Source organism: Olleya namhaensis (assembly GCF_900114005.1).
GTDB classification, from domain to species: Bacteria; Bacteroidota; Bacteroidia; order Flavobacteriales; family Flavobacteriaceae; genus Olleya; species Olleya namhaensis.
In genome coordinates, this window is sequence record NZ_FORM01000001.1 from 574,558 (window position 1) to 600,053 (window position 25,496).

Below are 25,496 nucleotides of genomic sequence, written 5' to 3' on the forward strand. Positions count from 1 at the left end.
TAGAAATTATGTAAAAATTATTAGGAATAACTTTTGTTGCGGTTTTTATGATGAGTATGGCATCAAATCAAGAACAAGGGGCGTTTGAAGTTAAAAAAGACTGTTTTACATTAGCTAACAATGCAGCAACTGCGATAGGTCAAATTTATAATATGGATCATGAAACTGAGTATTATGTGTTTGAGCAACTTTTTGATGATTGTATAGCTAATAATTAAAAATAAAATATTGACTGATCTTTATAGGTCAGTCAATATTTTTTACTCATTTATATATGAAAATCAATATAATTATATTTTTATTTTTTTACTCATTTGTTTGCTTTGGACAAAGCGAAAATGGTATAGCTATTTATTTAAAAAAGTCAATTACTGAAGAAACTAATGTTTCTGTAGAGGTAAAAGGGCATATAAAATTAATGGAAGAGAATTTGTCTAAATTAGAATATCAACTATCTTTTAATAAGCATTTTACTCTATTTAAAGAGAATGTTTTTTTGGAATCATCGGAGGTTGATGGAATGGGATTGAAAATGGCAAGAATTGTAGCAGGGATCCAGGGTGATATTTATTTTAATTTAAATACCAAAGAGACTGTTATAAGAAAAGATTTTTTAGGAGAAATTTTTTTGGTAAAATCACAAGACACAATAAACAGTTGGACGTTAACTAAAGAGTCAAAAAACGTAGGTAGTTACAAATGTTTTAAAGCTACAAAAAAAGAAATAGTAGAAACTAGAAGGGGAGATGTCGAGGTTGAGGTTGTTGCTTGGTATACTCCAGAAATAAATATTAATTCTGGACCTGAAGGTTATGCTGGTTTACCTGGATTAATTATGGAATTAACAAAGGGACGTATTGTGACTTATTTAAAATCTATTTCATTTAGTAATGATCAAATAAAAATAGAATTACCCAAAAAAGGAAAAAACATCTCTCAAATTGAGTTTAATAAAGTAGTTAAAAAAGCTACAAATATGTCTAGAAATTAATTAGAGATATGGTTTGTAACCTTAAGTTCAATGTTGTAATATTCCTGCTTCTAACAGCAGGATTTTCTCTACAAGCCCAAACCATTACCATACAAGGTAAAGTCTTGGACAGTTTACAGCAACCCTTGCAATATGCTAATCTATTAGCAGTGCCAAGTGCAGACGGTGTAGATGTTACTTTTGCAATCACAAATCAGGATGGGGTTTATAACTTAAAGTTACAAAAAAATCAAAATTATACCGTCACAACAAGTTATTTAGGGTTTTTACCCAATATTGAAGATCTTAATTTAGAAAAAGACACCTTCAAAGATATCGTTTTAAAAGAAAATCTAAACCAATTAGATGAGGTGACTATAAAGTATACACCGCCAATGGTGGTAAAAAAGGATACTATTATTTATTTAACGGATAAATTTGTAACAGGCGAAGAGCGTAAACTTAAGGATGTCCTTAAAAAATTACCAGGTGTAGACGTGGATCGTAGCGGTAATGTCACGGTTAATGGTACTAAAGTCACTAAAGTTTTAGTGGAGAATAAAACCTTTTTTACGGGTAATAGTAAATTAGCAATTAATAATATTCCTGCGGATGCAGTAGATAAAGTTGAGGTTTTAGACAACTATAGTGATGTGGCTATGTTAAAAGGTTTGCAAGATAGCGATGACATGGCTTTAAATATCAAATTAAAAGAGGACAAAAAAAACTTTATGTTTGGAGACATAGAGGCTGGTGCAGGTATTAAAGACCGCTATGTGTTGCACCCAAGTGTTTTTTATTACAGCCCCAAAACCAATGTTAACGTTATTGGTGATCTTAATAACACAGGGGTTAAAAGTTTTACCATAAAAGACTATTTAGAGTTTGAAGGTGGTATTGGTAAGTTGTTAACGGATGCAGGAAGCTATTTTAAACTATATCGCAGCGATTTTGCGCAGTTTTTAGATAATCAAGACTATAAGTCTAGCACCAACCAATTTGGGGCATTTAACATCAGGCAATCCATTAACGCTGCTACAGATTTAAGTGCTTACGCGATTGTTAATAACGAAAAAAACACGACAGCAAGTAATACCCTAAATACCTATCAAAACATTGATCAACCATTTACGGAGCAACGTTTTGCTAACAATGCGTTGGATAATTTTTTTACAATAGGAAAAGTAACTTTAGAGTATAAGCCAACCGTAAAAGAAGACCTAAATGTAAGCACGGTAGTAAAAGTGACTAATAACAAAGGTTTAGGGGTAATAAATACTATTAATCCATCACAGGATAATACCATTAGCACCACTAACAATGTTACAGGATTAAATCTAAAGCAAAATCTAAGTTATAGCAGGAAGCTATCTAAAACGCACACTGCAACGTTGCAAAGTACATATAGTTATCAAAACGATCAGCCTATAACTAATTGGTTGACGGACCAACAAATATTACAGGGTTTAATACCCTTGCAAACGGATATAAATTATAATATAAAGCAGACTAAAACAGTAAATACCAATAGTGTCAATACTATTTTAAAAGACTATTGGGTGCTAAATAATTTTAATCACGTTTACATGTCTTTGGGTATAAATGCAGCATTTAATAGTTTTAATACTACAGATTTACAACAGCTTAGTGATGGGACTATTAATAATTTTGAAACTGCCGGTTTTAATAATCGGTTGCATTATAATTTAATAGATACGTATTTAGGCTTGGAGTACAAGTTTCAAATAGGGATTGCGACATTTAAGCCTGCAGCATATCTTCATTTTTATAACTGGCAACTCAATGCCTTTTCCAATCGTAATGCTAACTCTAAAACGTTGTTATTACCGCAATTTACAAGTAAAATAGAATTTAGTAATTCTGAGAAAATAAGTGTAAAATACAAGCTAGATGCTACTTTTCCTGCTGTTAACAGGATCGCTAATAATTTTGTGTTAAACAATTTTAATAGCGTCTATAAAGGGGATGCTAATTTAAGCAACACATTATTCCATTCGGCAAGTATTAGTTATCATAGATTTAGTTTGTTTAGAGGGTTAAATTATAACCTAAGTACAACGTATAATAAGCGTATAAAAAGCATAAAAAACACAATACAATTACAGGGTATCGAGCAGTTTAGTACATCTGTTATGTTTGATCAGCCAGAGCAAACTGTTAATGTATCCGGTCGTATTTCTAAAAGTATTAAAAAGCTAAAGCTGAAATTTAATTCTAGATGGAGTTATAATGATTACTATCAAATTGTAAATCAAAATACTAGTTTAAATAGTTCTAAAGATTTTAATAATACGCTAAGCTTAGAAACCAATTTTAAAAACCATCCCAATATTGAGGTTGGTTATAAGTATGTCACTAGTAATTATAAATCTAGAGGAAATCTTACTCAATTTTTAAACACCAGTTTTTTTACCAATTTAGAATATGATTTTTTAAACAACTTTATTTTTAAAGCAGACTACAGCTTAGATACCTTTAATAACAAAACAACAAACAACACCAATCAATTTGATATGGCTAATGCCAGCTTGTTTTATCAAACCGAAGATAGTCCGTGGGGTTTTGAGCTTAGTGCTACTAATATTTTTGATGTTAAATTTAGACAAACCAATAACTTTAGTGACTTTTTGATTCAGGATAGTCAATCTTTTATTTTACCAAGAATTATCATGTTTAAAGTAGCTTACAAATTGTAGGAAAAACACAGTAATTACGGTTGTAAACACTTAAAAAACACCAAAGTGCGGTTTTTACCACAGCAAGAATTGAGCGAAACAGCATGTTTTCGACAAAAGGCATAAAAAAACCGATTAATTTATTAGCTATCTGTAAGAAAAAACATAGTTTAGCTTTGTCAATTAGAAACTCGTTTGATTTAGTCATTAAAAAACCAATTTTTGACGCATTTTAATTTTAACTAGCGCTAGTATTTTAATTTTTGGTTGACACACTGTGTTTATTTGATGTTTGATATCAAATTAAATACTGGTTAGACATGCTTTTATAGTACTTATGTATCATGTAAATACAGTTCAATAGCCCTAGAAGTATATTATCTGCTTGTGTTTTTATTTTCAATACCTAAGGGCTTAAAATCCAGACCTAAACTGTTTCAGTTTACCACTAACTTCCCGTTCTAAAACAGCTTTCTGTGCAAAAATCAAATTTAAATTAGGTTCCAAATACTTATCTACAGCTAATTGTACTGCTTTTTGCTGCGTTTTACTTAAGGCTTCGGTAGCAACATAATCAATTTTAAAGGTATCAATTTCAATTTGTTCAATTATAAACTCTTTTACATTAGCTTCTTTGGTCATGACGGTTTTAGTCACATAATAAAAGGTTAAGCCTGCTGCAATTTTTCCGCTTGGAAGCGAAATAAAGTCACTTGTACGTCCTGTTAAAGATTCTAAAATTGGATGCTGTAACGTGCTTTTTGCGGACAGTTGCCCTAAATCGCCTAGCTCGTATCTTATAAAGGGATGTGCACGGTTGTATAAGTCTGTAATTACTATTTTTCCGGGTTGACCAAAAGGTACTGGTTGATTGTTGTTATCTAATATTTCGATGTATAAATGGTTAGAGTTAACCATCCAATTGTCGTTTTTGTCTTCAAAAGCAATTAACCCTAATTCGGCTGCACCGTATTCGTTAACAATACTAATATTAAACTGTTTTTCTAACAATTTTTTGTCGTCTTCAAATAACATTTCAGAAGTGACAATACAAACTTTTAAAGTGGGACAAACGTCTTTTAAAATAATGTTTTTACGTTCTAGATATTTCGCAAATTGTACAATAGCACTTGTGTAACCGTTAATGTAATTAAACTTAGTACGCATAAATTTGTGCAGTACTTTGTCTAAAGCAGCATCGCTCAAATCAAATACTGAAAACCGAAACCGATTCCCTAACCAATCCTTTAACCGTTCTTTATAATATGCTTTTGTGTCTAACGGAATGCCATAAAAACGCGCCTGTTTAGAGGTGTTTAAGTCAATATTAAACCAACTATAGCGTTGCATAAACGTCACCCAAGTCATGGCATGTGCAAAATTATCTTTAGCAAATTCAAACGGGGTTCCGGAAGAGCCTGATGTTTTATGTTTGTGTACCGTTTTTACAGTGTATTTGTCAGACAAACGATCAGCCAAAGGCTGCTGTAAGTCGGTTTTAGTCAACACAGGTAATGTATGCCAATCTGAAGTGTTTATATCGCCACATAATACCTTGTAAAAAGGGGTGTGCTCTAAATGAAACGCAACAATAGCCTGCAACTGTTTGCTTAAATAGTTGGCATAATCAGCTTTGGTAAACCCATCAATAATAGCCTGTGTTTTTTTAGCTTCATTAACAGGGAATCCTTTTAACCGTAAAGACCATTCAAATTGTTTCAATGCAATATATTTTTTGTAAAATAAAGAAATAAAAAACTATTGGATTTAAAGTCAATCAAATTCTTTTAAATAATTATTTTTGTGGAAACAACAACAACACAACATTACTACGATGAATATTTTAATTTTAGGATCAGGAGGAAGAGAACACACAATTGCATGGAAGCTTAAACAAAGCCCAAAATGTAACTCACTTTTTGTAGCACCAGGAAACTCTGGAACAGCACAAATTGCAAAAAATGTCCCTGTTAGTGTAACCGATTTTCAAGCGATAAAAGATGTGGTATTAAACAACAATATTACCATGGTAGTGGTTGGTCCTGAAGATCCTTTAGTATTAGGTATTCATGATTTTTTCTTGGCAGATAAAGCACTTAAAAATGTGGCAGTTATTGGACCACAACAAGCAGCTGCAACTTTAGAAGGTAGTAAAGAGTTTGCAAAGGAGTTTTTATACAGACACAATATCCCGACAGCCGCTTACCAAAGTTTTAATAAAGAAACTGTGGAAGATGGGTATGCGTTTTTAGAAACTTTAAGTCCTCCTTTTGTATTAAAGGCAGATGGTTTGGCAGCAGGTAAAGGGGTTGTTATTTTAAATGATTTAATTGAGGCTAAAGCCGAATTAAAAAGTATGCTTGTAGATGCTAAGTTTGGCGAAGCAAGTACTAAAGTTGTTATTGAAGAATTTTTAGACGGGATAGAATTAAGTTGTTTTGTACTAACAGATGGTAAAAACTATAAAGTATTACCAACAGCTAAAGACTATAAACGTATCGGAGAAGGTGATACAGGTTTAAATACAGGAGGAATGGGAGCAGTGTCTCCAGTGCCTTTTGCTAACCAAGCGTTTTTAGATAAAGTAGAAGAGCAAGTGGTTAAACCAACGATTGCTGGTTTGCAAAAAGACAATTTACCATACAAAGGGTTTGTGTTTATTGGATTGATAAAAGTAGGTGATGAGCCTAAGGTTATCGAGTATAATGTGCGTTTGGGTGATCCTGAAACAGAAGTCGTTTTGCCAAGACTTAAAAATGATTTAGTTGAGGTTTTTCAAGCTATTGCTAATCAAACGTTAGATCAAATTACTATTGAGGTAGACCCAAGAGCAGCAACTACAATTATGCTAGTGTCTGGTGGTTATCCGGAAGCGTATCAAAAAGGAAAAGTAATTACAGGAGTAGAAAACGTAACCGATTCTATTGTGTTTCATGCAGGAGCACAAAATAAAGATGGCGCTATTGTAACCTCTGGAGGTCGTGTTATGGCTGTAACTAGTTATGGAAACACGTACGAAGAGGCCATAAAAAAATCTTACCAAAGCATAGATAAACTTAGCTTTGATAAGATGTATTATAGAAAAGATATAGGGTTTGACCTATAAGTTTTATAGATATGAGTGTGAAGAGATACTTTTGTCTTCTTCATTATTAGCTGCGTAACCTTTTAATTGGATCATCCAATATACAAAAGCTACAAATCCGATAGTGATAAAAATCCAAGACATAAAGTTTGCTGCCCACCAGTTTTCTAATTCTAATGCTTTTAGCATGTCAAAAGGAGCAAATAATACGTCAACAAATAGGCTTTGTATAGCTTCAAAAAAATCTTTCATAATTATATAATAGTATATTTATAATACAAAAATACAAAAAGAGTTAATGATTACAACTATTTTTAGCAAATCCAAACCAATTAATTTTTTAATTGTTTTTAGTATTACACTAATTGCTTGTTTATTGTTGCCTTTTAAGTACCCAAATGTAGTAGGTCAGGAACCTGTTATTTGGATTTTAGGAGGGATTTTTTTAATCGCTTTTTTGTCAATTTTAGTGCTTGATTTTATAGTATCTAAAAACCTATTATCACAACAAAATAACTACGAAATTTTACTATTTGCTTTGTTTTTTCTAGCTATACCTCAGGTGTTTTCGGATTACAAAATCATGGTATCTAACTTTTTTATATTGTTAGCCTTGAGGCGTTTAATTAGTGTTAGGTCTAAGAAAGAAGTTATTAAAAAATTGTTTGACACAGGTTTGTTAATTGGTGTTGCGACGTTGTTTTATTTTTGGGCAATTGTATTTTTTCCATTAATATTTATCGCATTATTATTGTTTTCTGAAACCACAGTAAAACACTATTTGGTTCCGTTTATAGGTTTGGCAGCAGTTGCTGTTTTGGCTATTTGCTATTCTATAATTTTTTATGATGATTATTTTTTAGCACTACACATTAACCCAGCAGTTAATTTTGATTTTAGTAATTATAACTCACTTCAGTTTATAACTGTTATAACCATGTTGCTTTCTTTTGGGATATGGTCGTCTTTATTTTATCTAAAAGATATTAGAAAAAAAATGCGAAGCTTCAGGCCATCTTATAAATTACTATTTTTTTCATGCATGTTTGCTGCAGCAATAACGGTATTTGCACCTCAAAAAAATGGTAGCGAATTTTTGTTCCTATTTGCACCATTAGCAGTTATTATTACCAACTACATAGAAACAATTGAGGAAAAATGGTTTAAAGAAGTCTTTTTAGGACTACTAATTATTATTCCAGTCGTGTTATTAGTGTTGTAATTTTGCACCAAACGCTAAGTCTCCAGCATCTCCTAAACCAGGAACAATATAGCCTTTGTTATTTAAGCTTTGATCTATTGCAGCAATCCATAGATTAGTGTCTTCTGGTAGATTTTCTTCTAAAAACGCGACACCAGGCTCTGCACCAATAGCAGCTACAATATGGACATTTTTTGGTTTTCCAAAAGGCTCTAATGCTTTATAAGTTGCAATTAAAGATTGTCCGGTAGCCAACATGGGATCTGCAAGAATTAGTGTTTTTCCTGTTAAATCAGGACACGCTAGATACTCAACAACAATTTCAAAACTTTCTGGACTGTCTAAATGATGTCTGTATGCAGATATAAAAGCATTTTCTGATTTGTCAAAATAGTTAAGTAGTCCATTGTGTAATGGGACGCCTGCTCTAAGTATAGAACATAAAACAACATCATTTTTTGGAGTTTCTGTTGTTATAGTTGCTAAAGGAGTAGTAATAGATCTCGTTTCAAATTCTAAAGCTTTGCTTAATTCATAACCCAAAACTTCACCAATACGTTCAATGTTTCGTCTAAAACGCATGCTGTCATTTTGGACAGAAACATCTCTGATTTCAGCAATAAATTGATTTAAAATAGAATTTTCTTTTGATAAATTATGAATATGCATGACTATTGGATCTTTAAAAAGTAAAGTTACTCTATTATTTAAAAAGCCAAAACACGTACCAACTAAAATTCATTTTAATTTATGTAATTTTACAGTCTTAAAAATTAGAGGATGTTTACAGATAAAGCAAATACCATATTTCAGGACGTTATAAAAAAGTACCATATTATTAATACAGTGGACCAACCGTTTACTAATATTTACGATAAAAGCACACATTTATTAGAGCACCTTTTATACCGTAAATGTTGGATAGATACTGTACAATGGCATTACGAGGATATAATTCGTGATCCACAAATAGATCCAGTTGCAGCCTTAACGTTAAAGCGTAAAATTGATGCTTCTAACCAAGATCGTACGGATATGGTGGAGTATATTGATAGTTATTTTTTAGAACAATATAAAAACGTAACACCTAAAAGTGATGCGACTATTAATACAGAAAGTCCGGCTTGGGGAGTTGATAGATTATCAATTTTAGCTTTAAAAGTATACCATATGGAAGAAGAAGCAACAAGAACCGATGCTTCTGAGACACATAAAGCAGCTTGTCAAATAAAATTTGATATTTTATTAGAGCAACGTGTAGATTTAAGTACTGCAATTGATACGTTATTAACGGATATCCAAAATGGAGACAAGTACATGAAAGTGTATAAACAAATGAAAATGTATAATGACGACGAGCTTAATCCTGTATTAAGAAATCAAAAATAATAAGACACACTTGTCTTTTATATAAGACGTTTCTAGATGTCAAAAACACTAAAACATATTTTAGTCATTCGTCTCTCAGCAATGGGAGACGTTGCTATGACTGTACCTGTGTTACGCGCTTTTAATAAGCAATATCCTGGTGTTAAATTAACAGTTTTAACACGTCCTTTTTTTGCACCTTTTTTTAGAGATTTAAAAAATGTTGAGGTGTTTGCTATAGATTTAAAAGACCAACATAAAGGTGTTTTGGGACTTTTTAAATTGTCAAAAGCAATACGTAAGCTAAAGGTGGATGCTGTTGCGGACTTGCACAATGTGTTAAGAACAAAAATATTAAAGTTGTTTTTAATAGGGAAAACTGTAAAACAGTTGGATAAAGGTCGTAACGAGAAAAAAGCATTAGTTTCTGGTGATTTATTTGCGCCTTTAAAAAGCACTCACCAACGTTATGCGGATGTTTTTGAGGCTTTAGGGTTTAAATTGGACTTAAGTAACCCTGAGTTTTCTGATAAGAAAGCCATTCCGAAAACTATTTTAGAAGCTGTTGATACGCAAAACAGGAAACAATGGATTGGTATTGCGCCTTTTGCTCAATACGCCTCTAAAATGTATCCTTTGGAGCAAATGAAGACTGTTATTGCGGAATTACAGAAAGATTACATTATTTTTCTATTTGGAGGCAAGGCTGATAAAGCACAGCTAGATACATTGCTGGTAGATAATAAAAGCGTTATTAATGTCGCTGGACAATATGGATTAAACCAAGAGTTGGATTTAATCTCTAATTTGGACGTTATGATTAGTATGGATTCTGGTAACGCGCATTTAGCAGCTATGCTAGGTGTAAACGTGGTTACTATTTGGGGGGTAACACATCCGTATGCTGGTTTTGGTGCGTTTAACCAACCAAATGCTAATAATGTAGTGCCAGATATAGAAGCCTATCCAAAATTGCCAACTTCTATTTATGGTAATAAATATCCCGAAGACTATAAAACGGTAGCGGGGACGATACAACCGTTGCAAATTATAGACCGAGTAAAAGCGGTGTTAAAAGCATAAAAAAAGCCTCAATTTACATTGAGGCTTTCTGATTTTAACTACTAATATGAAATTAATATTATCCCTTAAACTAACAAATTTTAGCGTTATAATCTGTTACAAATGTAGCCGATGTTCTGCTTATCGTCTTTATTGAAGGTCGGTTTTAAAGTGCTTTCGATTAAAAGCTATTAAAAGGGGTGAATAACTGTTTTTTGATTGTTTTCTATTCAAAAAGAAATTACTATCACGATTTAAACACTTATTGAATGCTAATTCAATACTAGATTGTCTAGTATAAATTGAAATGTTATATAAAGTCCTTGCCTGCGTAATTACGTTTTTTTTATTGATCTTATATATTGGTTTGCATTGCTAATATTGAAGTAGAGGATAAAATAATGGTCAAGTGGACGGAATTTTTTTATTGTAAATATAGGACACAAAAAAAAGCCTCAATATAAATTGAGGCTTCTGATTTTAACTACTAATATAAAATTAATATTATCCCTTAAACTAACAAATTTTAGTGTTATAATCTGATACAAATCTATGGGATTGACTACTTATTCTATTTTTTGAAGGTCGGTTTTAAAGTGCTTTCGATTAAAATCATTTAAAATCGACTAACTGCACAACTATGTATTATACGTCGTCATAATCCACAGTTAAAGCAGGTGTTGTAGGATGTGCTTGACAAGTAAGTATTAAGCCTTCTGCAACTTCTGCATCTGTTAATATGTTGTTTTGTCTCATAACTGCTTTACCATCTACAACTCTAGCAATACAACTACTACATACACCGCCTTGGCAAGAATATGGTGCATCTAAGTCTTGTTTTAATGCAGCTTCAAGTATGGTTTGTTTTTGCGACATGATAAACGTTTCAGACTCATCATCTACAGTAACCGTAATTTCAGAGTTGCCTTCACTTGTGTTTACAGTCTCAGTTGTTGCTTGTGTAGCGGCTGTAAATAATTCAAAATGAATACTGCTTTTGGCAATATCATTTTCAATTAACACCTCTTTTGCAGTGTTAATCATAGCTTCTGGTCCACAAAGGTAAAAGTTATCTATGGTAACATGTTTGTATTTGTTTTTAACAATTAAGTTAACTGTACTTTTTTCGATACGTCCAAATAAGGCATTCTCTTCTTGAGATTGGCTGTATAAAAACTGAATGTAAAAACGATCTACATATTTATGGTGTAGGGCTAATAATTCTTCTAAAAATATGGTGTCATTTTGTGTTTTGTTACCATATACCAGTACAAAGTGACTTTTAGGTTCTTGTTCTAAAACTGTTTTTGCAATACTTAATATTGGTGTAATACCACTTCCGGCAGCAAAGGCTGCAATGGTGCGTTCTTCTGTAGGTTTTGGTTCAAAAACAAAACGACCTTGAGGTTTTGCAACGTCTAAAGTGTCTCCAACTTTTAAACTGTTGTTAGCGTAAGTACTAAAGGTTCCGTTTGGTACTGCTTTAACCGCAACGGTAAGTTTTCCGCTTGACGGAGAAGAACATAATGAGTAATCACGTCTTACTTCTGCATCGTTAATTTTAGTTTTTAGTGTAATATATTGTCCAGCTTTAAACGCGTAGTCTTGTTTTAAGTGGTCTGGTACATTAAAAGTCAAAGTAACACATTGGTCTGTTTGACGTGTGATATCCGAAATAGTTAGTGTATTAAATTGAGACATGGTTTTAATTTTTATGTAAAAATAATGAAGCTTTACCGTTTTGCCCGCTGTTTAGAAAAAAATTAATACATAAGTTTATTATGCATAAGAAAATTATGTATGTTTGTAATATGGCAAATTCAAAATTATATAAGGGTAGTCTGACCACTATTATTTTAAAGCTTTTAAATGAAAGCGAAAAAATGTATGGTTACGAAATGACGCAAAAAGTGAAAGCAATTACTAAAGGTGAACTTAATATTACCGAAGGTGCTCTGTATCCTGCGTTACATAAGTTAGAGGCCGAAGGGTTGTTGGATGTCGAAGTTAAAAAAGTAGATAACCGTTTGCGTAAATACTACAAACTTACCGAAAAAGGTAATAAAGAAACGGTTAGTAAATTGGAAGAACTTAAGGATTATATTAAAACGATGGAGACCTTTATGAGTCCTAAATTTAGTTTAGATTAATATGAAGTTAAGTCAAGAAAACATACAGTTTATAGATAATTACCTGATTAAACTTAAGGTGAAATTTGTAGATGTTAGATTAGAACTTATTGATCATTTAGCATCAGGATTTGAAGCGTCAAATAAAGAAGAGCAATTAGTAGACTATCTTAAGTCTAAAATTGATTTTATAAAAGACTTTGAAAAGAAACGTCAAAAAACAATCCATTGGAGTTATCAAAGAGAAATGTGGCGACGTTTAGCGATGTTTTTTTATAAGCCTAATTATCTTCCCTTTACTATAGCATTTGGATTTGCAGTGTATTGGATGCAGCAATTGCAGCTAAATACAGCATTTACTTTAATACTTATAGTTAGTCTGTCAATTATACATTTTTGGGCGCTTATAACGGGTTATTCTCATCATAAAACCTTTAAAAAGTTGCAAATGGCACAGCCTTTATATTCAATAATGGCTTTACCTTCTTTATTTTTATACACTATGGGAGTAGCTAAACCATGGTTAGAAAACCAATATTTTTTTATCGCCTTTTGGTTTTTAGCAATTTTATTTAACATAGCTGGAGGCATCGAGTTACGTAACAAAAAGAATAAGATTTTAGAGTATTCAAAAACTATTATCTAAATAATGAAGTTAACCAAAGACCAAATACAATACATAGATACCTACGTTGAAAAAAGCGGTATAGAATGGTTTGATTTAAAAATCGAATTAGTTGACCACTTGGTTGATGCTGCTGCTCAAATTTTAGAAGACAATCCAAAGTTGCCTTTTGAGGATGCAGTAACAAAAGCGAAAATAGCTTTTGGGACAAAAGGCTTCAGACCGTTAATAACTAATAGAACTAAGCAAATTGAAAAATCTTTTTATAAAAGGGTTTTTAAGTACCTAATATCCTTTTTTAGTTTGCCTAAAATTATTATTACAGCAGCTTTAATGTATGTATTAATCACCCTTTTTAATGTTGTTGAGGTTAAAGTATACTTTTTTAATAGTTTAGTAGGTGTATTATTTGCTTTTACTATTCTTTCATTTTGGTGGTCTTATAGGCGTAAAACAATAGATAATAAAAAACATTTGTCATTAAGTTATATGCAATCCGTTTCGCAGTTTGTAAATATGTTGACTCAGTTATTTAGTTTTTCTCTTACACTTTTTAAATCAAGTTTTGTTGAAGGTCAAGGCATACTTTGGTTTATTGTTTTATGGGTGATTTCTTTTCTGTTTTGTATTGCGTCAGAAGTTGTGTCAAGACAAATTTATAAAGACCAAAAAGCACTGTATTATCAATATAAAATAGCAGCATAATTTTTAATGAAGTTAACCAAAGAGCAAATACAATACATCGATAATTACCTTATTAAAAATGAGGTAAAATACTGGGATGTACGATTAGAATTGTTAGATCATATTGCATTGTCAGTAGAGGATTATATGAATATTAACGGGATGTCTTTTGATAAAGCCTTACTGGTAACCCACCAAGCGTTTGGTAACCAAACTAAAGTACATGGTATTTATCATGGTAAGTTAATGAAACAAGGTTTGTATGCCGACAACCAGGGCTTTAAGGATTTTGAAAAACAAAAGCAAAAAGACATTGGTAAAAAGTATAGACGGTTACATTGGCAAGGGTTAAAACAACTAATTAAATCGCCAAAGTTTTTACTAGAGTATCTATTATTTTGTGTGATGTTTTACCTCTGTTTTATTTTAAATATTAAGGCAACTTTGATCTTAGGATTTATAATTTTAACAATACCTACTTTTTATAGTGGTTACCATTCGGCTATAAGTAAAATGGCAAGACGATCTTTAAATATTGTATTATCTATTGGGATAATTGGATTACCATGGAATATTTACAATTTGGTATTGTTATCATTTAATGGTTTTTATGATGATCAAGCCAGTAAACCCTATTACATTTTATTTATACTAACCATTGTGTGCTATCCATTAGTGCGATCAGGTTTGAAAGTATATTTAGAAATTTTTAATGATTATAAGCAACAGTATAATTTAATATGAAGTTAACCCCACCTCAAATAGAAAACCTATATGCCTTTACAAGGCAACATTACGTGGAGCATTACGATTTACAAACCGAATTAGTAGATCACTTAGCTAACGATATTGAGTCTGTTTGGCAAACGCAAACCAGCTTGTCTTTTGAAGATGCTAGAGATAAAGCTTTCAAAAAATTTGGAGTCTTTGGCTTTATGGACGTGTTAGAACGTCGTCAAAAAGCAATGAATAAACGCTACTTTAAATACTTATGGACAGAACTTAAGCAATGGTTTACGTTTCCTAAATTAATTACTACGCTAGCTTTATTTTTTGGTATTTATTTAGGGTTGTCTACCATTTTTGCAAAATCGTTTTTAATTGGTCTTTTTGTAATAATATGTGTTTTTACAATCTATAAAAGCACACAGTTAAACAGACAATTTAAACAGCGTAAAGCATTGTCCAATAAAAAATGGATGTTAGAAGAAATAATATTTAAACAAGCAGGTGGATCTGCCATAATACTGTTAACCCAATTACCACAATGGTATAATTTTTCGGACAACATTTTTGATAATCCGTACATTGTTTTTGCTGTCTCTATTTTCTCTACACTGTTTTGTTTGTGGATGTATATTAGTTTTGAGGTTATACCAAACAAAGCAGAACAACTTTTAAATGAAACCTATCCAGAATTTTGTTTGTAACATTTTTACACATTTGTATACTTATCTATTAAACCAACCAAACATTAACCACTATGATTAGTAAATTTTTAAGTCTAGAATGGAAATCTTTTATACGGTCTTCCAACTTTGGTAAAGGCTTAGCTATAAAAATATTGATGGGGTTTTTTGCCTTATATTTTATAGCTGTCTTTTTGTCTTTAGGTGTTTTTATTTATCCAGCGCTTAAAAATACGTTTCCAGACAAAGATCCTTTTGTGGTGGTCAATACATTATTGTTTTTCTGGTTTTTAGCAGATTTAATGCTACGCTTCTTCTTGCAAAAACTTCCAGTTATGAGCGTAAAACCTTTATTAACCGTGCCAATTAAAAGGCGTACAGTGGTTAATTATGTTTTAGGTAAGTCTGCGTTATCTTTTTTTAACTTTCTGCCTTTATTTGCAATTGTGCCATTTAGTATTGTTTTAATAACTAAGGATTACGATGTTACTAGAGTTATTACATGGTTGTTAGCGATGCTATTACTAACGTTGATTAATAATTTTTTAAATTTTATTATTGAAAGTTTCTCGGCAGATACAGAGTTTTCGTTCCTTCCAATCATACTTTTTGCAGGAGCATTATTTGGGTTAAACCATTTTAATATTGTCAATTTTGCTGACTTATTATCATCAGCCATGTTAGCTATTACTAATAATCCTTTGTATTTATTGGTGCTTTTGGCGATATTAATTGGGCTATTTGTTTTTAATCATAAAATACTGATCAAAAAATTATACTTAGACAATTCACTTAAAACAAAAATAAAAGAAGTCACGACTTCAGATTTAGGTTGGACTAAACGTTTCGGAGAGGTTGCACCATTTATGCAATTAGATTTAAAACTAATCTGGCGTAATAAACGTCCAAGGTCTGCAGTGTTTATTTTGGTAATTGGACTTTTGTATGGATTGTTTTTTTACCCACAACCAATGTACAGAGATATGCCAATAATGTATGGTTTTATTGGTGTGTTTGTAACAGGGATATTTTTAATCAACTTTGGGCAATTTATTCCTGCATGGGATAGTGGTTATTACAAAATGTTAATGAGCCAGAACATCAAGTATGAGCAGTATTTAAAATCTAAATATACCTTAATGATGTTAAGCGTTATTATCATGTTTGTGTTAAGTATACCGTATGTGTATTTTGGATGGAAAATCTTAGTTGCACATTTTGCAGCAGCCGTCTATAATATTGGTATTAATACTTACGTAATTATGCTTGGTGGGTCTTTTAACCGAAAAAAAATAGACCTAAACCAACGCGCAGCTTTTAACTACCAAGGGACTGGAGCAGTACAATGGATTATTGGTATTCCGTTGTTATTAATTCCGCTAGCCATTTTTGGATCGTTAACCTATTTTGTAGGTTTTTATGCAGGTATTTCTGCACTAATAGCTTTAGGATTAATAGGTATTATATTTCATCAAAAAACAATGCGCTTTATTACCAAAAAGTACTTGGCTTCTAAATATGAGATGGTCAAAGCTTTTAATGAAGACAATTAATCAATTCAATTAAATCAACCTTTACAACTACTACATCATGATAACAACAACAAATCTTTCAAAAAAATATAGCGGAAAAGAAGTATTAAATATTTCTAGTTTAGACATTCCTAAAGGTCAAAGTTTTGGGCTTGTAGGTAATAATGGAGCAGGAAAAACAACCTATTTTAGTTTGCTTTTAGATTTAATAAGACCAACAACAGGAGATATTAAAAACAATGGTATTTTAGTAAGTCAAAGTGAAGACTGGAAACCGTTTACTTCTGCATTTATAGACGAAAGTTTTTTGATAGGCTATTTAACCCCAGAAGAATACTTTTATTTTATCGGTGATTTACGTGGTCAAAACAAGCAAGATGTAGATAATTTAGTGGCTCAGTTTGCAGATTTCTTTCATGGCGAAATTCTTGGTCAGAAAAAATATCTTCGTGATTTAAGTAAAGGAAACCAAAAAAAGGCAGGTATTGTTGCTGCGCTTATAGGTAATCCTGAAGTGATTATTTTAGACGAACCTTTTGCTAATTTAGATCCAACAACACAAATTAGACTAAAGGAAATTATTAAAGATTTAGCGGAGACAAAAGGAGTAACAGTGTTGGTATCTAGTCATGATTTAATGCATGTTACAGATGTGTGCGAGCGTATTGTTGTGTTAGATAAGGGGCACGTAATTAAGGATATACAAACTAGTGAGGCTACTTTAAAAGAATTAGAAGCACACTTTTCGGGTGCGGTAGACGTGGCTTAAAAGTAAGTTTCAGTTCATTTTTTCGAAAAAAGTAAAAAAGATGCTTATTTTTACGGACTTGCAGTCTGTATTAATACTATTTTCTGCATTAATTAGTTATGTATTACACAAAATACAACCGCATTGAAGATAGCATTAAAAATTTGTATAGTTTCGGGATTAATCTTAGCAACAGTCACTAGTTGTTCAAGAAAAAAAAACAGCTTCATAAATCGTAGTTTTCATGCAGTTACTGCAGAATATAACGCTTTGTTTAATGGTTTTGAAGCCTTAAAACAAGGTCGAGATAATCTAAACAACGACTACAAGGACAACTATTGGGAGATTTTACCGGTAGAGCGTATGCAAGTTAGTGAAGAGATTGTATTACCTGGTCAATCAAAAAATCAAGATTTTACAAAAGCAGAAGAAAAAGCGGTAAAAGCAATTCAGAAACACGGAATGAATATTCAGGGTAAAGAATATAACCCGCAAATTGACGAAGCTTATTTATTGTTAGGAGAAGCAAGATATTTTGATCAACGTTTTGTGCCAGCATTAGAAGCTTTTAATTACATCCTTTACAAATATCCAGCGTCAGATAAGATTAACACTGCAAAGGTATGGAGAGAAAAAACCAACATGCGTTTAGAAAATGACGAGTTGGCTATTACAAATCTTAAACGTCTTATCGAGCAAGAAGAGTTAGAAGGACAAGAATTAGCAGATGCGACTTCAATCTTAGCACAAGCTTATATTAACACAAAATCTTTAGACAGCGCATTAACCCAAATTAAAATTGCATCAAAAGCAACTAAAGTTAATGACGAAAAAGGACGTTTCAACTTTATAAAAGGACAACTTTACAATGTGCTAACTTATAAAGACAGTGCTAACCTTGCATTTGATGAGGTTATTGACTTAAACCGAAAAATTCCACGTCGTTACTTAATGGCGGCTCAAATAGAAAAAGCAAAAAACTTTGATTACGATAAAGGTGATAAAATAGCATTTTTAAAGCACTTAAGTAAGTTAGAAAAAGATAGAGAAAATCGTCCATATTTAGATAAGATTTATCATCAAATTGGCGAGTATCATTTAGCTAATAAATCAGATTCTTTAGCGGTTGCGTATTACAATAAGTCTTTAAGAGAAAAATCTAAGGATAGAATTTTAGTTGCTAAAAACTATGAGACTTTAGGCGATTTTTACTTTGACAGAAACAACTACAAATTTGCAGGTGCGTACTTTGATAGTACAATGACAAGCATGGTAGAAAACAGTAAGCCATTCCGTACTATTAAGCGTAAACGCGAAAACTTAGATGATGTTATTTATTACGAAGGTATTGCTGAGGTTAATGACAGTATTCTTAGACTAGTAAAAATGCCGGAAGCAGAACGTTTAGCGTTTTTTACAGACTACACCAATACATTAAAACAGCGCTTAGAAGCAGCAAAAGAAAAATTAGAAATAGAAGCACGTAAAAGTGGATTAGCAACAAATGACAATTTGTTTAATAATACAATCACACCAAGAGGTGGTTTGCCAGGAGCGGGTTCTAACTTTTACTTTTATAATCCAAGTACTGTTGCATATGGTAAAAACGAATTTTCACGTATTTGGGGAGAACGTAAAAACGAAGACAATTGGAGATGGTTTTCTGCCAGAGCAGGAGGATTTGCTAATCAATCGGATTTAGATGTCTCTGCATTGGAGGATGAAGATAATGTGTTATTAAATCCTGACTTTTATATGTCGCAACTACCTTCAACAGAAAAAGAGTTAGACAGCATTAAAAAAGATCGTAATTATGCGTATTACCAATTAGGGTTAATCTATAAAGAGAAGTTTAAAGAGTATAACTTGTCTAAAAGTAAATTTTTAAACTTATTAGATAGTAATCCAGAAGAGAAATTAGTCTTGCCATCAAAATATAATTTGTTTAAGATTTACGAGATCTTAGGACAAAATGATGAGGCTTCTATCGCCAAAGCAGACATTATTGCTAATCATGCAAATTCTAGATATGCTGAGATTTTGAAAAACCCAGAATTAGCAGCAACAAGAGATGATAGTAGTCCGGAAAGTTTATATGAAGACACTTATAAGTTATTAGAAGGACAAGAATACCAGCAAGTCATTACGCGTTCTAAAAAGTACATGTCCTTTTTTGATGGTGATGGTATGGTTCCTAAATTTGCATTGCTTAAAGCAACTGCAGAGGGAAGATTAAACGGATATCAAGCCTATGTTGATGGGCTTAACGATGTTGCTTTAACATTTGCTAATACAGAAGAAGCCATTCAGGCGCAATCTATTATAGCTAGCTTAAAATCGGTTAGTGATAAAACGTTTAAGCCAGATACTGAGTCTACTAAGTTTAAAGTTGTGTTTCAGTTTAGTAACAATGAGTTAGAAGCTATTAGTAGCTTCAAAGAGATTTTGGATGAGGTAACGCAAAAAATTACGTATTATAATATGTCAACGTCTGTAGATATATTTAATGCAGAAACAACATTTGTTGTTGTGCATGGTTTAAAAAGTGTTGAAGGCGCAAAAGGCTTTGCAGATATATTGAAAGCAGAGGATAAGTATAAAATTAGCAGACCTTATTTTGGAATTTCGTCTGATAACTATAAGACGCTTCAAATACATAAAAATCTAAACGAATATTTAGCAATTAAATAATTTCCCTTTAAAATGAAAAACAAGCAGCAAGAGCAGTTTTCTATTCAAAATATAATAGCAAAAGGCACAAAAATAGTAGGAGACTTTTTTAGTGATGGTGATATAAGAGTTGACGGTACAATAGAAGGTAATATAGAAACTTCTGGAAAAGTTGTTATTGGTAAAGAAGGAGAAATAATAGGAAAATTAAAGTGTAGTAATGCGTATTTTGAAGGTAAACTTACCGGTACTTTAGAGCTTACAGAAACACTTACGTTAAAATCTACAGCGTATATCGAAGGGGATGTAATTACTCAGAAATTAGCGGTAGAGCCTGGGGCAACTTTTAATGTGTCTTGCGTTATGAAAACCACTGTAAAAGATCTAAATAGTGGCTCGAAAACCAAAAAAACAGCTTAATCCTTATATTAGGTTTACTTCAATAGCATTCCAAATGGGAATTACCATTTGGCTAGGAAGTCTATTGGGTAGTTGGTTGGATACTAATTATGGTAGCGACAATCAATTTTATTTTAAAACAATAACATTAATAGCTGTGTTTATAGCCATGTATGCGGTAATCAAACAAGTTATAAAAATCACTAACAATCAAAAAAACAAAAATGAATAAACGTATTTTATATGTCGTTGCTTCAATACTTGTAATATTAGTAGTAGCCTATAATCTTCAAAGCTACTTAACGGACGATAACGTACCGTACTCTTTACAAAAGCTTTATATCTTTCATGGTATTGCTGTTTTAATAGTCTATTTAGGTATCGAGATTATACACGATAAAATGCCTAATCAAATAGGGACAGCTTATCTTACATTGATGTTTTTGAAAATAGGAACTTTTATATTATTATTTAAAAGCACCATCTTTTCAATCAAAGATTTGACCTTAACAGATCGTTTAGGCTTAGTAATACCGTTTTTTTTGTTTTTAATAGTAGAAACAGCTTGTATTGCCAAATTATTAAAAAGCAAGTAAGTGTGTGAAGTATAGTGTTATAGCGATAAGGTTGGACATAAAAAAAATCTAATTAAAAAAAGCGTTTACCTTTTTAAATTATTACTTACATTTGCACAAAATTTACAGACCATAAATTTATTAGTTACAAAAAGTATGATGTTGGCAAAAAAATCTATCAATTTTATAACAATATTAGTTCTAATGTTATTTTCAGTCTCTTCTTATGGAGACGATACTAAACAAGAACCAGGGAATCAAGTGAACACTGCTCAAGAAATTAAGGAGTATATCAAACATCACTTAAAAGATTCTCACGATTTTCACTTTTTCACTCATAATGAGTCTGGAACGCATTATAGTTTTCCATTACCAGTTATCGTTTGGACTAAAGATGGTTTAAAAACATTTATGTCTTCTGCTTTTCATCATGATGATAGTGGAAGCGAAATTGTAACTAAAGGAGATACACGTTTAGTAAAACTACACAGTAAAATATACGAGTTGGATGCAGGAGCAACAACAGTAGCTTTTGATGAGAAACATCATCCAACAAATGCACATAAAGTTATAGATTTTTCAATCACAAAATCTGTAGTTGGAATGTTATTAACTGGAGTTTTAATGTTATTAGGTTTTAGTGCATTAGCAAGAGGGTATAAAAAAGGACATTCAGTACCAAAAGGTATTAGTAGAGTTTTAGAGCCTTTAGTAATATATGTAAGAGATGATATTGCAAAGCCAAATATTGGAGAGAAAAAATACCGTAAATTCATGGGGTTTTTACTAACTGTATTTTTCTTTATCTGGATCTTAAACTTATTAGGATTAACACCAATAGGATTTAATGTTACAGGTCAGATCGCAGTAACAGCATGTTTAGCAATTTTTACAGCAGTTATATATTTATTTAGTGCAAGTAAAGATTTTTGGAAGCACACATTATGGATGCCAGGTGTACCTGTAATTTTACGTCCAATATTAGCAGTAATAGAGTTAGTAGGTTTTATTTTAATTAAACCTTTCTCATTATTAGTTCGTTTATTTGCAAACATGACAGCAGGTCACTTTGTTGTAATGAGCTTAATAGCATTAATGATAACAATGAAAGAATCATTTGGAGCTGTTGGATCAACAGGGATGTCTTTAGTGTTAGCATTATTTATTTCGGTTATTGAAATTTTAGTAGCCTTTTTACAAGCGTTTATTTTCACGATGTTATCATCGTTATTTATAGGAATGGCAGTCGAAGAACACGACGATCATCACTAACAAGAATTTGTTTAATTAATATTTATAAAACCAAATTAGTATGTACAATTTAATTGGAGCAGGGTTAATCGTAATCGGTGGAGGAATCGGATTAGGTCAAATTGGAGGAAAAGCAATGGAAGGTATTGCTCGTCAACCTGAAGCAGCTGGAAAAATCCAAACTGCAATGATCATTATCGGAGCCTTATTAGAAGGTTTAGCATTCGGTGCGTTAATCTTAGGAGCATAATCCTAAAACAAAAAGAAACAGCTTTCTGCAACGGTTGGTTGCAGAAACTGTTTTAAATTAAACAAAAAGACAATTATAGTAATCTATATAGTATGGAAACTTTATTAAACGATTTTTCAGTAGGCTTGTTTGTAATGCAAGGTGTTATCTTATTAATATTAATTATATTAATGAGAAAATTTGCATGGAAGCCTATTCTAGACGCTTTACAAACTCGTGAAGACGGTATACAAAATGCATTAGACTCAGCTGAAAATGCTAAGTTAGAAATGCAAAATCTTCAAGCAGATAACGAGAAGTTATTAAAAGAAGCACGTGCAGAACGTGAGTCTATGCTTAAAGAAGCAAGAGAATTAAAGAATAAAATGATTGAAGACGCTAAAACGGAAGCTCAAGCACAAGCAAACAATATGATTGCTCAAGCACAAGCTGCTATTGAAAGCGAAAAGAAAGCAGCTATGGCAGAATTAAAAGGTCATGTTGCAGGTTTATCTTTACAAATTGCAGAAAAAGTAGTAGGTCAAGAATTATCTAACAAAGACAAACAACTACAATTAGTAGAGTCTATGTTAAATGATGCTAAATTAAACTAGTCAAAACATGGCAGGAGAAAGAGCAGCAATACGTTACGCAAAAGCGGTTTTAAGTTTAGCTACAGATAATAATATAGCTGAGGCTGTAAATACTGACATGGAGCTAATAAATAATACAGTAGCGCAAAGTAAAGACTTAAAAGACATGCTTTACAGTCCTGTAATTAGTGCAAGTATTAAAAAATCAGCGTTATTAGAAATTTTTAAAGGTATTAACCAGGCAACGGTTAATTTAATAGATACCTTAATTACTAATAAGCGTGTAGACCTATTACCACATGTAGCCTCAAAGTTTATAACTTTGTTTGAGCAACAAAAAGGTAGTCAAATTGCAACCGTTACTACAGCAGTGCCTTTAACAGAAGCTTTAGAAGCTAAAGTTTTAGCAAAAGTTAAGGAGCTTACAGGTAAAGAGGCAGCAATTAAAAATATAGTAGATGAAAGCATTTTAGGTGGTTTTATTCTAAGAGTTGGAGATACACAGTATAATGCTAGTATCGCTGACCAATTAAGCAAGTTAAAAAGAGAATTTACAATAAACTAAGACTTACCCTGAGTTTGTCGAAGGGTCTAAATATCAATAAAGATGGCAGAAGTAAAACCAGCTGAAGTATCAGCAATCTTAAAACAACAACTTTCAGGTTTTGAAGCTAGCGCTTCATTAGACGAGGTTGGAACAGTATTAACAGTAGGTGATGGTATTGTACGAGCTTACGGATTAGCTAACGCACAATATGGTGAATTAGTAGAATTCGACGGTGGATTAGAAGGTATCGTACTTAACCTTGAAGAAGATAATGTAGGTATTGTACTTTTAGGAACTTCAGTAGGAGTTAGAGAAGGATCTACAGTAAAACGTACTAATCGTATCGCATCTGTTAAAGTAGGTGAAGGTATTGTTGGACGTGTTGTAGATACACTAGGTAACCCAATTGATGGTAAAGGACCAATTACTGGAACAACTTATGAGATGCCTCTAGAGCGTAAAGCACCAGGAGTTATCTACAGAGAGCCAGTAACAGAGCCATTACAAACAGGAATTAAAGCTATTGATGCTATGATCCCAGTTGGTAGAGGGCAACGTGAGTTAGTTATTGGTGACAGACAAACAGGTAAAACTGCAGTTTGTATTGATGCTATCTTAAATCAAAAAGAATTTTACGATGCAGGAGAACCTGTATATTGTATATATGTTGCAATTGGTCAAAAGGCTGCAACAGTAGCACTTATTGCTAAAACATTAGAAGAAAAAGGAGCATTAGCGTATACTACGATAGTAGCAGCTAACGCATCAGATCCAGCAGCAATGCAGGTATATGCACCGTTTACAGGAGCATCTATTGGAGAATATTTTAGAGATACTGGTAGACCAGCTTTAATTGTATTTGATGATTTATCAAAGCAAGCAGTTGCTTACCGTGAGGTATCTTTATTATTAAGACGTCCACCGGGACGTGAGGCGTATCCTGGAGATGTATTTTATTTACACTCAAGATTATTAGAACGTTCTGCAAAAATCATTAATAATGATGCAATTGCAAGAGAGATGAATGATTTACCAGATTCATTAAAACCAATCGTAAAAGGTGGTGGTTCTCTTACTGCTTTGCCAATTATTGAAACACAAGCAGGAGACGTTTCGGCATATATCCCTACTAACGTAATTTCTATTACAGATGGGCAAATTTTCTTAGATGGAGATTTATTTAACTCTGGTGTTCGTCCAGCAATTAACGTAGGTATTTCTGTATCTCGTGTTGGAGGTAATGCACAGATTAAATCAATGAAAAAGGTGTCTGGTACTTTAAAACTTGATCAAGCACAATACCGTGAGCTTGAAGCTTTCGCTAAGTTTGGTTCAGATTTAGATGCAGTTACTTTAAATGTAATCAACAAAGGAAAACGTAATGTTGAGATTTTAAAGCAAGCACAAAACGATCCTTTTAAAGTTGAAGATCAAGTAGCAATTATTTATGCCGGTTCTAAAAACTTATTAAAAGATGTTCCTGTTGAAAAAGTTAAAGAATTTCAACGTGATTATTTAGAGTTTTTAAATGCTAAACATAGAAATATATTAGATAGTTTAAAAGCTGGAAAATTAACGGATGAAGTTACAGATGTGTTAACAGTTGTTGCTAAAGAATTATCTGCTAAGTATAGAGCATAGTATTCTTCCTATCTCTTTTTAAAGAGAAACGAGAGTTTGTAAAGTATAACATTTTAAAAAGTCCTTTTTTAGGAAAGGACTT

27 protein-coding genes are annotated in these 25,496 nt (G+C 32.1%); 23 read left to right on the top strand and 4 right to left on the bottom strand.

Annotated elements, in window-relative coordinates; translation table 11 throughout:
• The first annotated feature begins 56 nt into the window (after nt 1–56).
• From BMZ09_RS16135 to BMZ09_RS02505, 3 genes are read left to right on the top strand one after another with little or no spacing between them, the layout of a single operon-like run.
• A complete protein-coding gene (locus BMZ09_RS16135; protein ID WP_177183497.1) occupies nt 57–218 on the top strand; it encodes a hypothetical protein in 162 nt (53 codons plus the stop codon).
• Nucleotides 219–274: 56 nt separating this feature from the next.
• Nucleotides 275–991 (top strand): GLPGLI family protein, encoded by a 717-nt coding sequence (locus BMZ09_RS02500; RefSeq protein ID WP_090837203.1) that lies wholly within the window; start codon nt 275–277, stop codon nt 989–991.
• Nucleotides 992–999: 8 nt separating this feature from the next.
• Nucleotides 1,000–3,687, top strand: coding sequence for a carboxypeptidase-like regulatory domain-containing protein (locus BMZ09_RS02505; RefSeq protein WP_090837205.1), 2,688 nt, complete (start codon nt 1,000–1,002; stop codon nt 3,685–3,687).
• Nucleotides 3,688–4,080: 393 nt separating this feature from the next.
• On the opposite strand, the gene BMZ09_RS02510 is transcribed toward BMZ09_RS02505, so the two are convergent.
• Nucleotides 4,081–5,388, bottom strand: a complete 1,308-nt coding sequence (locus BMZ09_RS02510) for a phenylacetate--CoA ligase family protein (protein ID WP_090837207.1) — start codon at nt 5,386–5,388, stop codon at nt 4,081–4,083.
• A 112-nt stretch (nt 5,389–5,500) separates the two neighbouring features.
• Between BMZ09_RS02510 and purD the strand changes: the two genes are divergently transcribed.
• Nucleotides 5,501–6,772, top strand: a complete 1,272-nt coding sequence (purD, locus tag BMZ09_RS02515) for a phosphoribosylamine--glycine ligase (RefSeq protein ID WP_090837209.1) — start codon at nt 5,501–5,503, stop codon at nt 6,770–6,772.
• Between the two features lie 3 nt (nt 6,773–6,775).
• On the opposite strand, the gene BMZ09_RS02520 is transcribed toward purD, so the two are convergent.
• The gene (locus BMZ09_RS02520; RefSeq protein ID WP_090837210.1) at nt 6,776–7,003 is read right to left on the bottom strand and encodes a DUF6341 family protein; all 228 of its coding nucleotides are present in this window, start codon (nt 7,001–7,003) and stop codon (nt 6,776–6,778) included.
• Nucleotides 7,004–7,049: 46 nt separating this feature from the next.
• On the opposite strand from BMZ09_RS02520, the gene BMZ09_RS02525 reads away from it, so the two are divergent.
• Nucleotides 7,050–7,973, top strand: coding sequence for a DUF6427 family protein (locus BMZ09_RS02525; protein WP_090837213.1), 924 nt, complete (start codon nt 7,050–7,052; stop codon nt 7,971–7,973).
• Here BMZ09_RS02525 and upp read toward each other — a convergent pair.
• Entirely contained in the window at nt 7,962–8,621 is a 660-nt protein-coding gene (gene upp / locus BMZ09_RS02530) for a uracil phosphoribosyltransferase (protein WP_090837215.1), read from the bottom strand. The genes BMZ09_RS02525 and upp overlap by 12 nt on opposite strands.
• A 111-nt stretch (nt 8,622–8,732) precedes the next feature.
• Between upp and BMZ09_RS02535 the strand changes: the two genes are divergently transcribed.
• On the top strand, nt 8,733–9,341 hold the full coding sequence (locus BMZ09_RS02535) for a DUF4254 domain-containing protein (RefSeq protein ID WP_090837216.1): 609 nt from the start codon (nt 8,733–8,735) through the stop codon (nt 9,339–9,341).
• A gap of 36 nt (nt 9,342–9,377) precedes the next feature.
• Nucleotides 9,378–10,403, top strand: a complete 1,026-nt coding sequence (locus tag BMZ09_RS02540) for a glycosyltransferase family 9 protein (RefSeq protein WP_245741077.1) — start codon at nt 9,378–9,380, stop codon at nt 10,401–10,403.
• 624 nt (nt 10,404–11,027) lie between these two features.
• Here BMZ09_RS02540 and BMZ09_RS02545 read toward each other — a convergent pair.
• On the bottom strand, nt 11,028–12,083 hold the full coding sequence (locus BMZ09_RS02545; RefSeq protein ID WP_090837219.1) for a ferredoxin--NADP reductase: 1,056 nt from the start codon (nt 12,081–12,083) through the stop codon (nt 11,028–11,030).
• Nucleotides 12,084–12,193: 110 nt separating this feature from the next.
• Between BMZ09_RS02545 and BMZ09_RS02550 the strand changes: the two genes are divergently transcribed.
• From BMZ09_RS02550 to atpA, 16 genes are all read left to right on the top strand, one after another.
• Entirely contained in the window at nt 12,194–12,532 is a 339-nt protein-coding gene (locus tag BMZ09_RS02550) for a PadR family transcriptional regulator (RefSeq protein ID WP_090837221.1), read from the top strand.
• A gap of 1 nt (nt 12,533) precedes the next feature.
• The gene (locus BMZ09_RS02555) at nt 12,534–13,157 is read left to right on the top strand and encodes a hypothetical protein (RefSeq protein WP_090837222.1); all 624 of its coding nucleotides are present in this window, start codon (nt 12,534–12,536) and stop codon (nt 13,155–13,157) included.
• Nucleotides 13,158–13,160: 3 nt separating this feature from the next.
• On the top strand, nt 13,161–13,841 hold the full coding sequence (locus BMZ09_RS02560; protein WP_090837224.1) for a hypothetical protein: 681 nt from the start codon (nt 13,161–13,163) through the stop codon (nt 13,839–13,841).
• 6 nt (nt 13,842–13,847) lie between these two features.
• Nucleotides 13,848–14,564, top strand: a complete 717-nt coding sequence (locus tag BMZ09_RS02565) for a hypothetical protein (protein ID WP_090837226.1) — start codon at nt 13,848–13,850, stop codon at nt 14,562–14,564.
• Complete coding sequence (locus BMZ09_RS02570) at nt 14,561–15,250, top strand: hypothetical protein (protein ID WP_090837227.1); 690 nt, start codon at nt 14,561–14,563, stop codon at nt 15,248–15,250. The genes BMZ09_RS02565 and BMZ09_RS02570 overlap by 4 nt, the downstream gene beginning before the upstream one ends.
• A 53-nt stretch (nt 15,251–15,303) precedes the next feature.
• Entirely contained in the window at nt 15,304–16,782 is a 1,479-nt protein-coding gene (locus BMZ09_RS02575) for a DUF5687 family protein (RefSeq protein WP_090837229.1), read from the top strand.
• 37 nt (nt 16,783–16,819) lie between these two features.
• Nucleotides 16,820–17,530, top strand: coding sequence for an ABC transporter ATP-binding protein (locus BMZ09_RS02580; RefSeq protein WP_090837230.1), 711 nt, complete (start codon nt 16,820–16,822; stop codon nt 17,528–17,530).
• A gap of 123 nt (nt 17,531–17,653) precedes the next feature.
• The gene (gene porW / locus BMZ09_RS02585) at nt 17,654–20,200 is read left to right on the top strand and encodes a type IX secretion system periplasmic lipoprotein PorW/SprE (protein ID WP_090837232.1); all 2,547 of its coding nucleotides are present in this window, start codon (nt 17,654–17,656) and stop codon (nt 20,198–20,200) included.
• A 12-nt stretch (nt 20,201–20,212) separates the two neighbouring features.
• Nucleotides 20,213–20,599: a bactofilin family protein gene (locus tag BMZ09_RS02590; protein ID WP_090837233.1), complete on the top strand. Its 387-nt coding sequence runs from the start codon at nt 20,213–20,215 to the stop codon at nt 20,597–20,599.
• On the top strand, nt 20,571–20,810 hold the full coding sequence (locus BMZ09_RS02595) for an AtpZ/AtpI family protein (protein WP_262496848.1): 240 nt from the start codon (nt 20,571–20,573) through the stop codon (nt 20,808–20,810). Before BMZ09_RS02590 ends, BMZ09_RS02595 begins: the two co-directional genes overlap by 29 nt.
• The gene (locus BMZ09_RS02600; protein WP_090837237.1) at nt 20,803–21,174 is read left to right on the top strand and encodes a DUF6168 family protein; all 372 of its coding nucleotides are present in this window, start codon (nt 20,803–20,805) and stop codon (nt 21,172–21,174) included. Before BMZ09_RS02595 ends, BMZ09_RS02600 begins: the two co-directional genes overlap by 8 nt.
• A gap of 183 nt (nt 21,175–21,357) precedes the next feature.
• A complete protein-coding gene (gene atpB, locus BMZ09_RS02605; RefSeq protein ID WP_394364786.1) occupies nt 21,358–22,425 on the top strand; it encodes a F0F1 ATP synthase subunit A in 1,068 nt (355 codons plus the stop codon).
• Nucleotides 22,426–22,465: 40 nt separating this feature from the next.
• Complete coding sequence (gene atpE / locus BMZ09_RS02610; protein ID WP_090837241.1) at nt 22,466–22,654, top strand: ATP synthase F0 subunit C; 189 nt, start codon at nt 22,466–22,468, stop codon at nt 22,652–22,654.
• Between the two features lie 92 nt (nt 22,655–22,746).
• Nucleotides 22,747–23,247 carry a F0F1 ATP synthase subunit B gene (locus tag BMZ09_RS02615; RefSeq protein ID WP_090837242.1) on the top strand — a complete coding sequence of 167 codons (501 nt, stop codon included), beginning with the start codon at nt 22,747–22,749 and terminating at the stop codon, nt 23,245–23,247.
• Between the two features lie 7 nt (nt 23,248–23,254).
• Nucleotides 23,255–23,791 carry an ATP synthase F1 subunit delta gene (gene atpH / locus BMZ09_RS02620; RefSeq protein ID WP_090837244.1) on the top strand — a complete coding sequence of 179 codons (537 nt, stop codon included), beginning with the start codon at nt 23,255–23,257 and terminating at the stop codon, nt 23,789–23,791.
• Nucleotides 23,792–23,833: 42 nt separating this feature from the next.
• The gene (gene atpA / locus BMZ09_RS02625) at nt 23,834–25,414 is read left to right on the top strand and encodes a F0F1 ATP synthase subunit alpha (RefSeq protein ID WP_090837245.1); all 1,581 of its coding nucleotides are present in this window, start codon (nt 23,834–23,836) and stop codon (nt 25,412–25,414) included.
• Nucleotides 25,415–25,496: the final 82 nt, after the last annotated feature.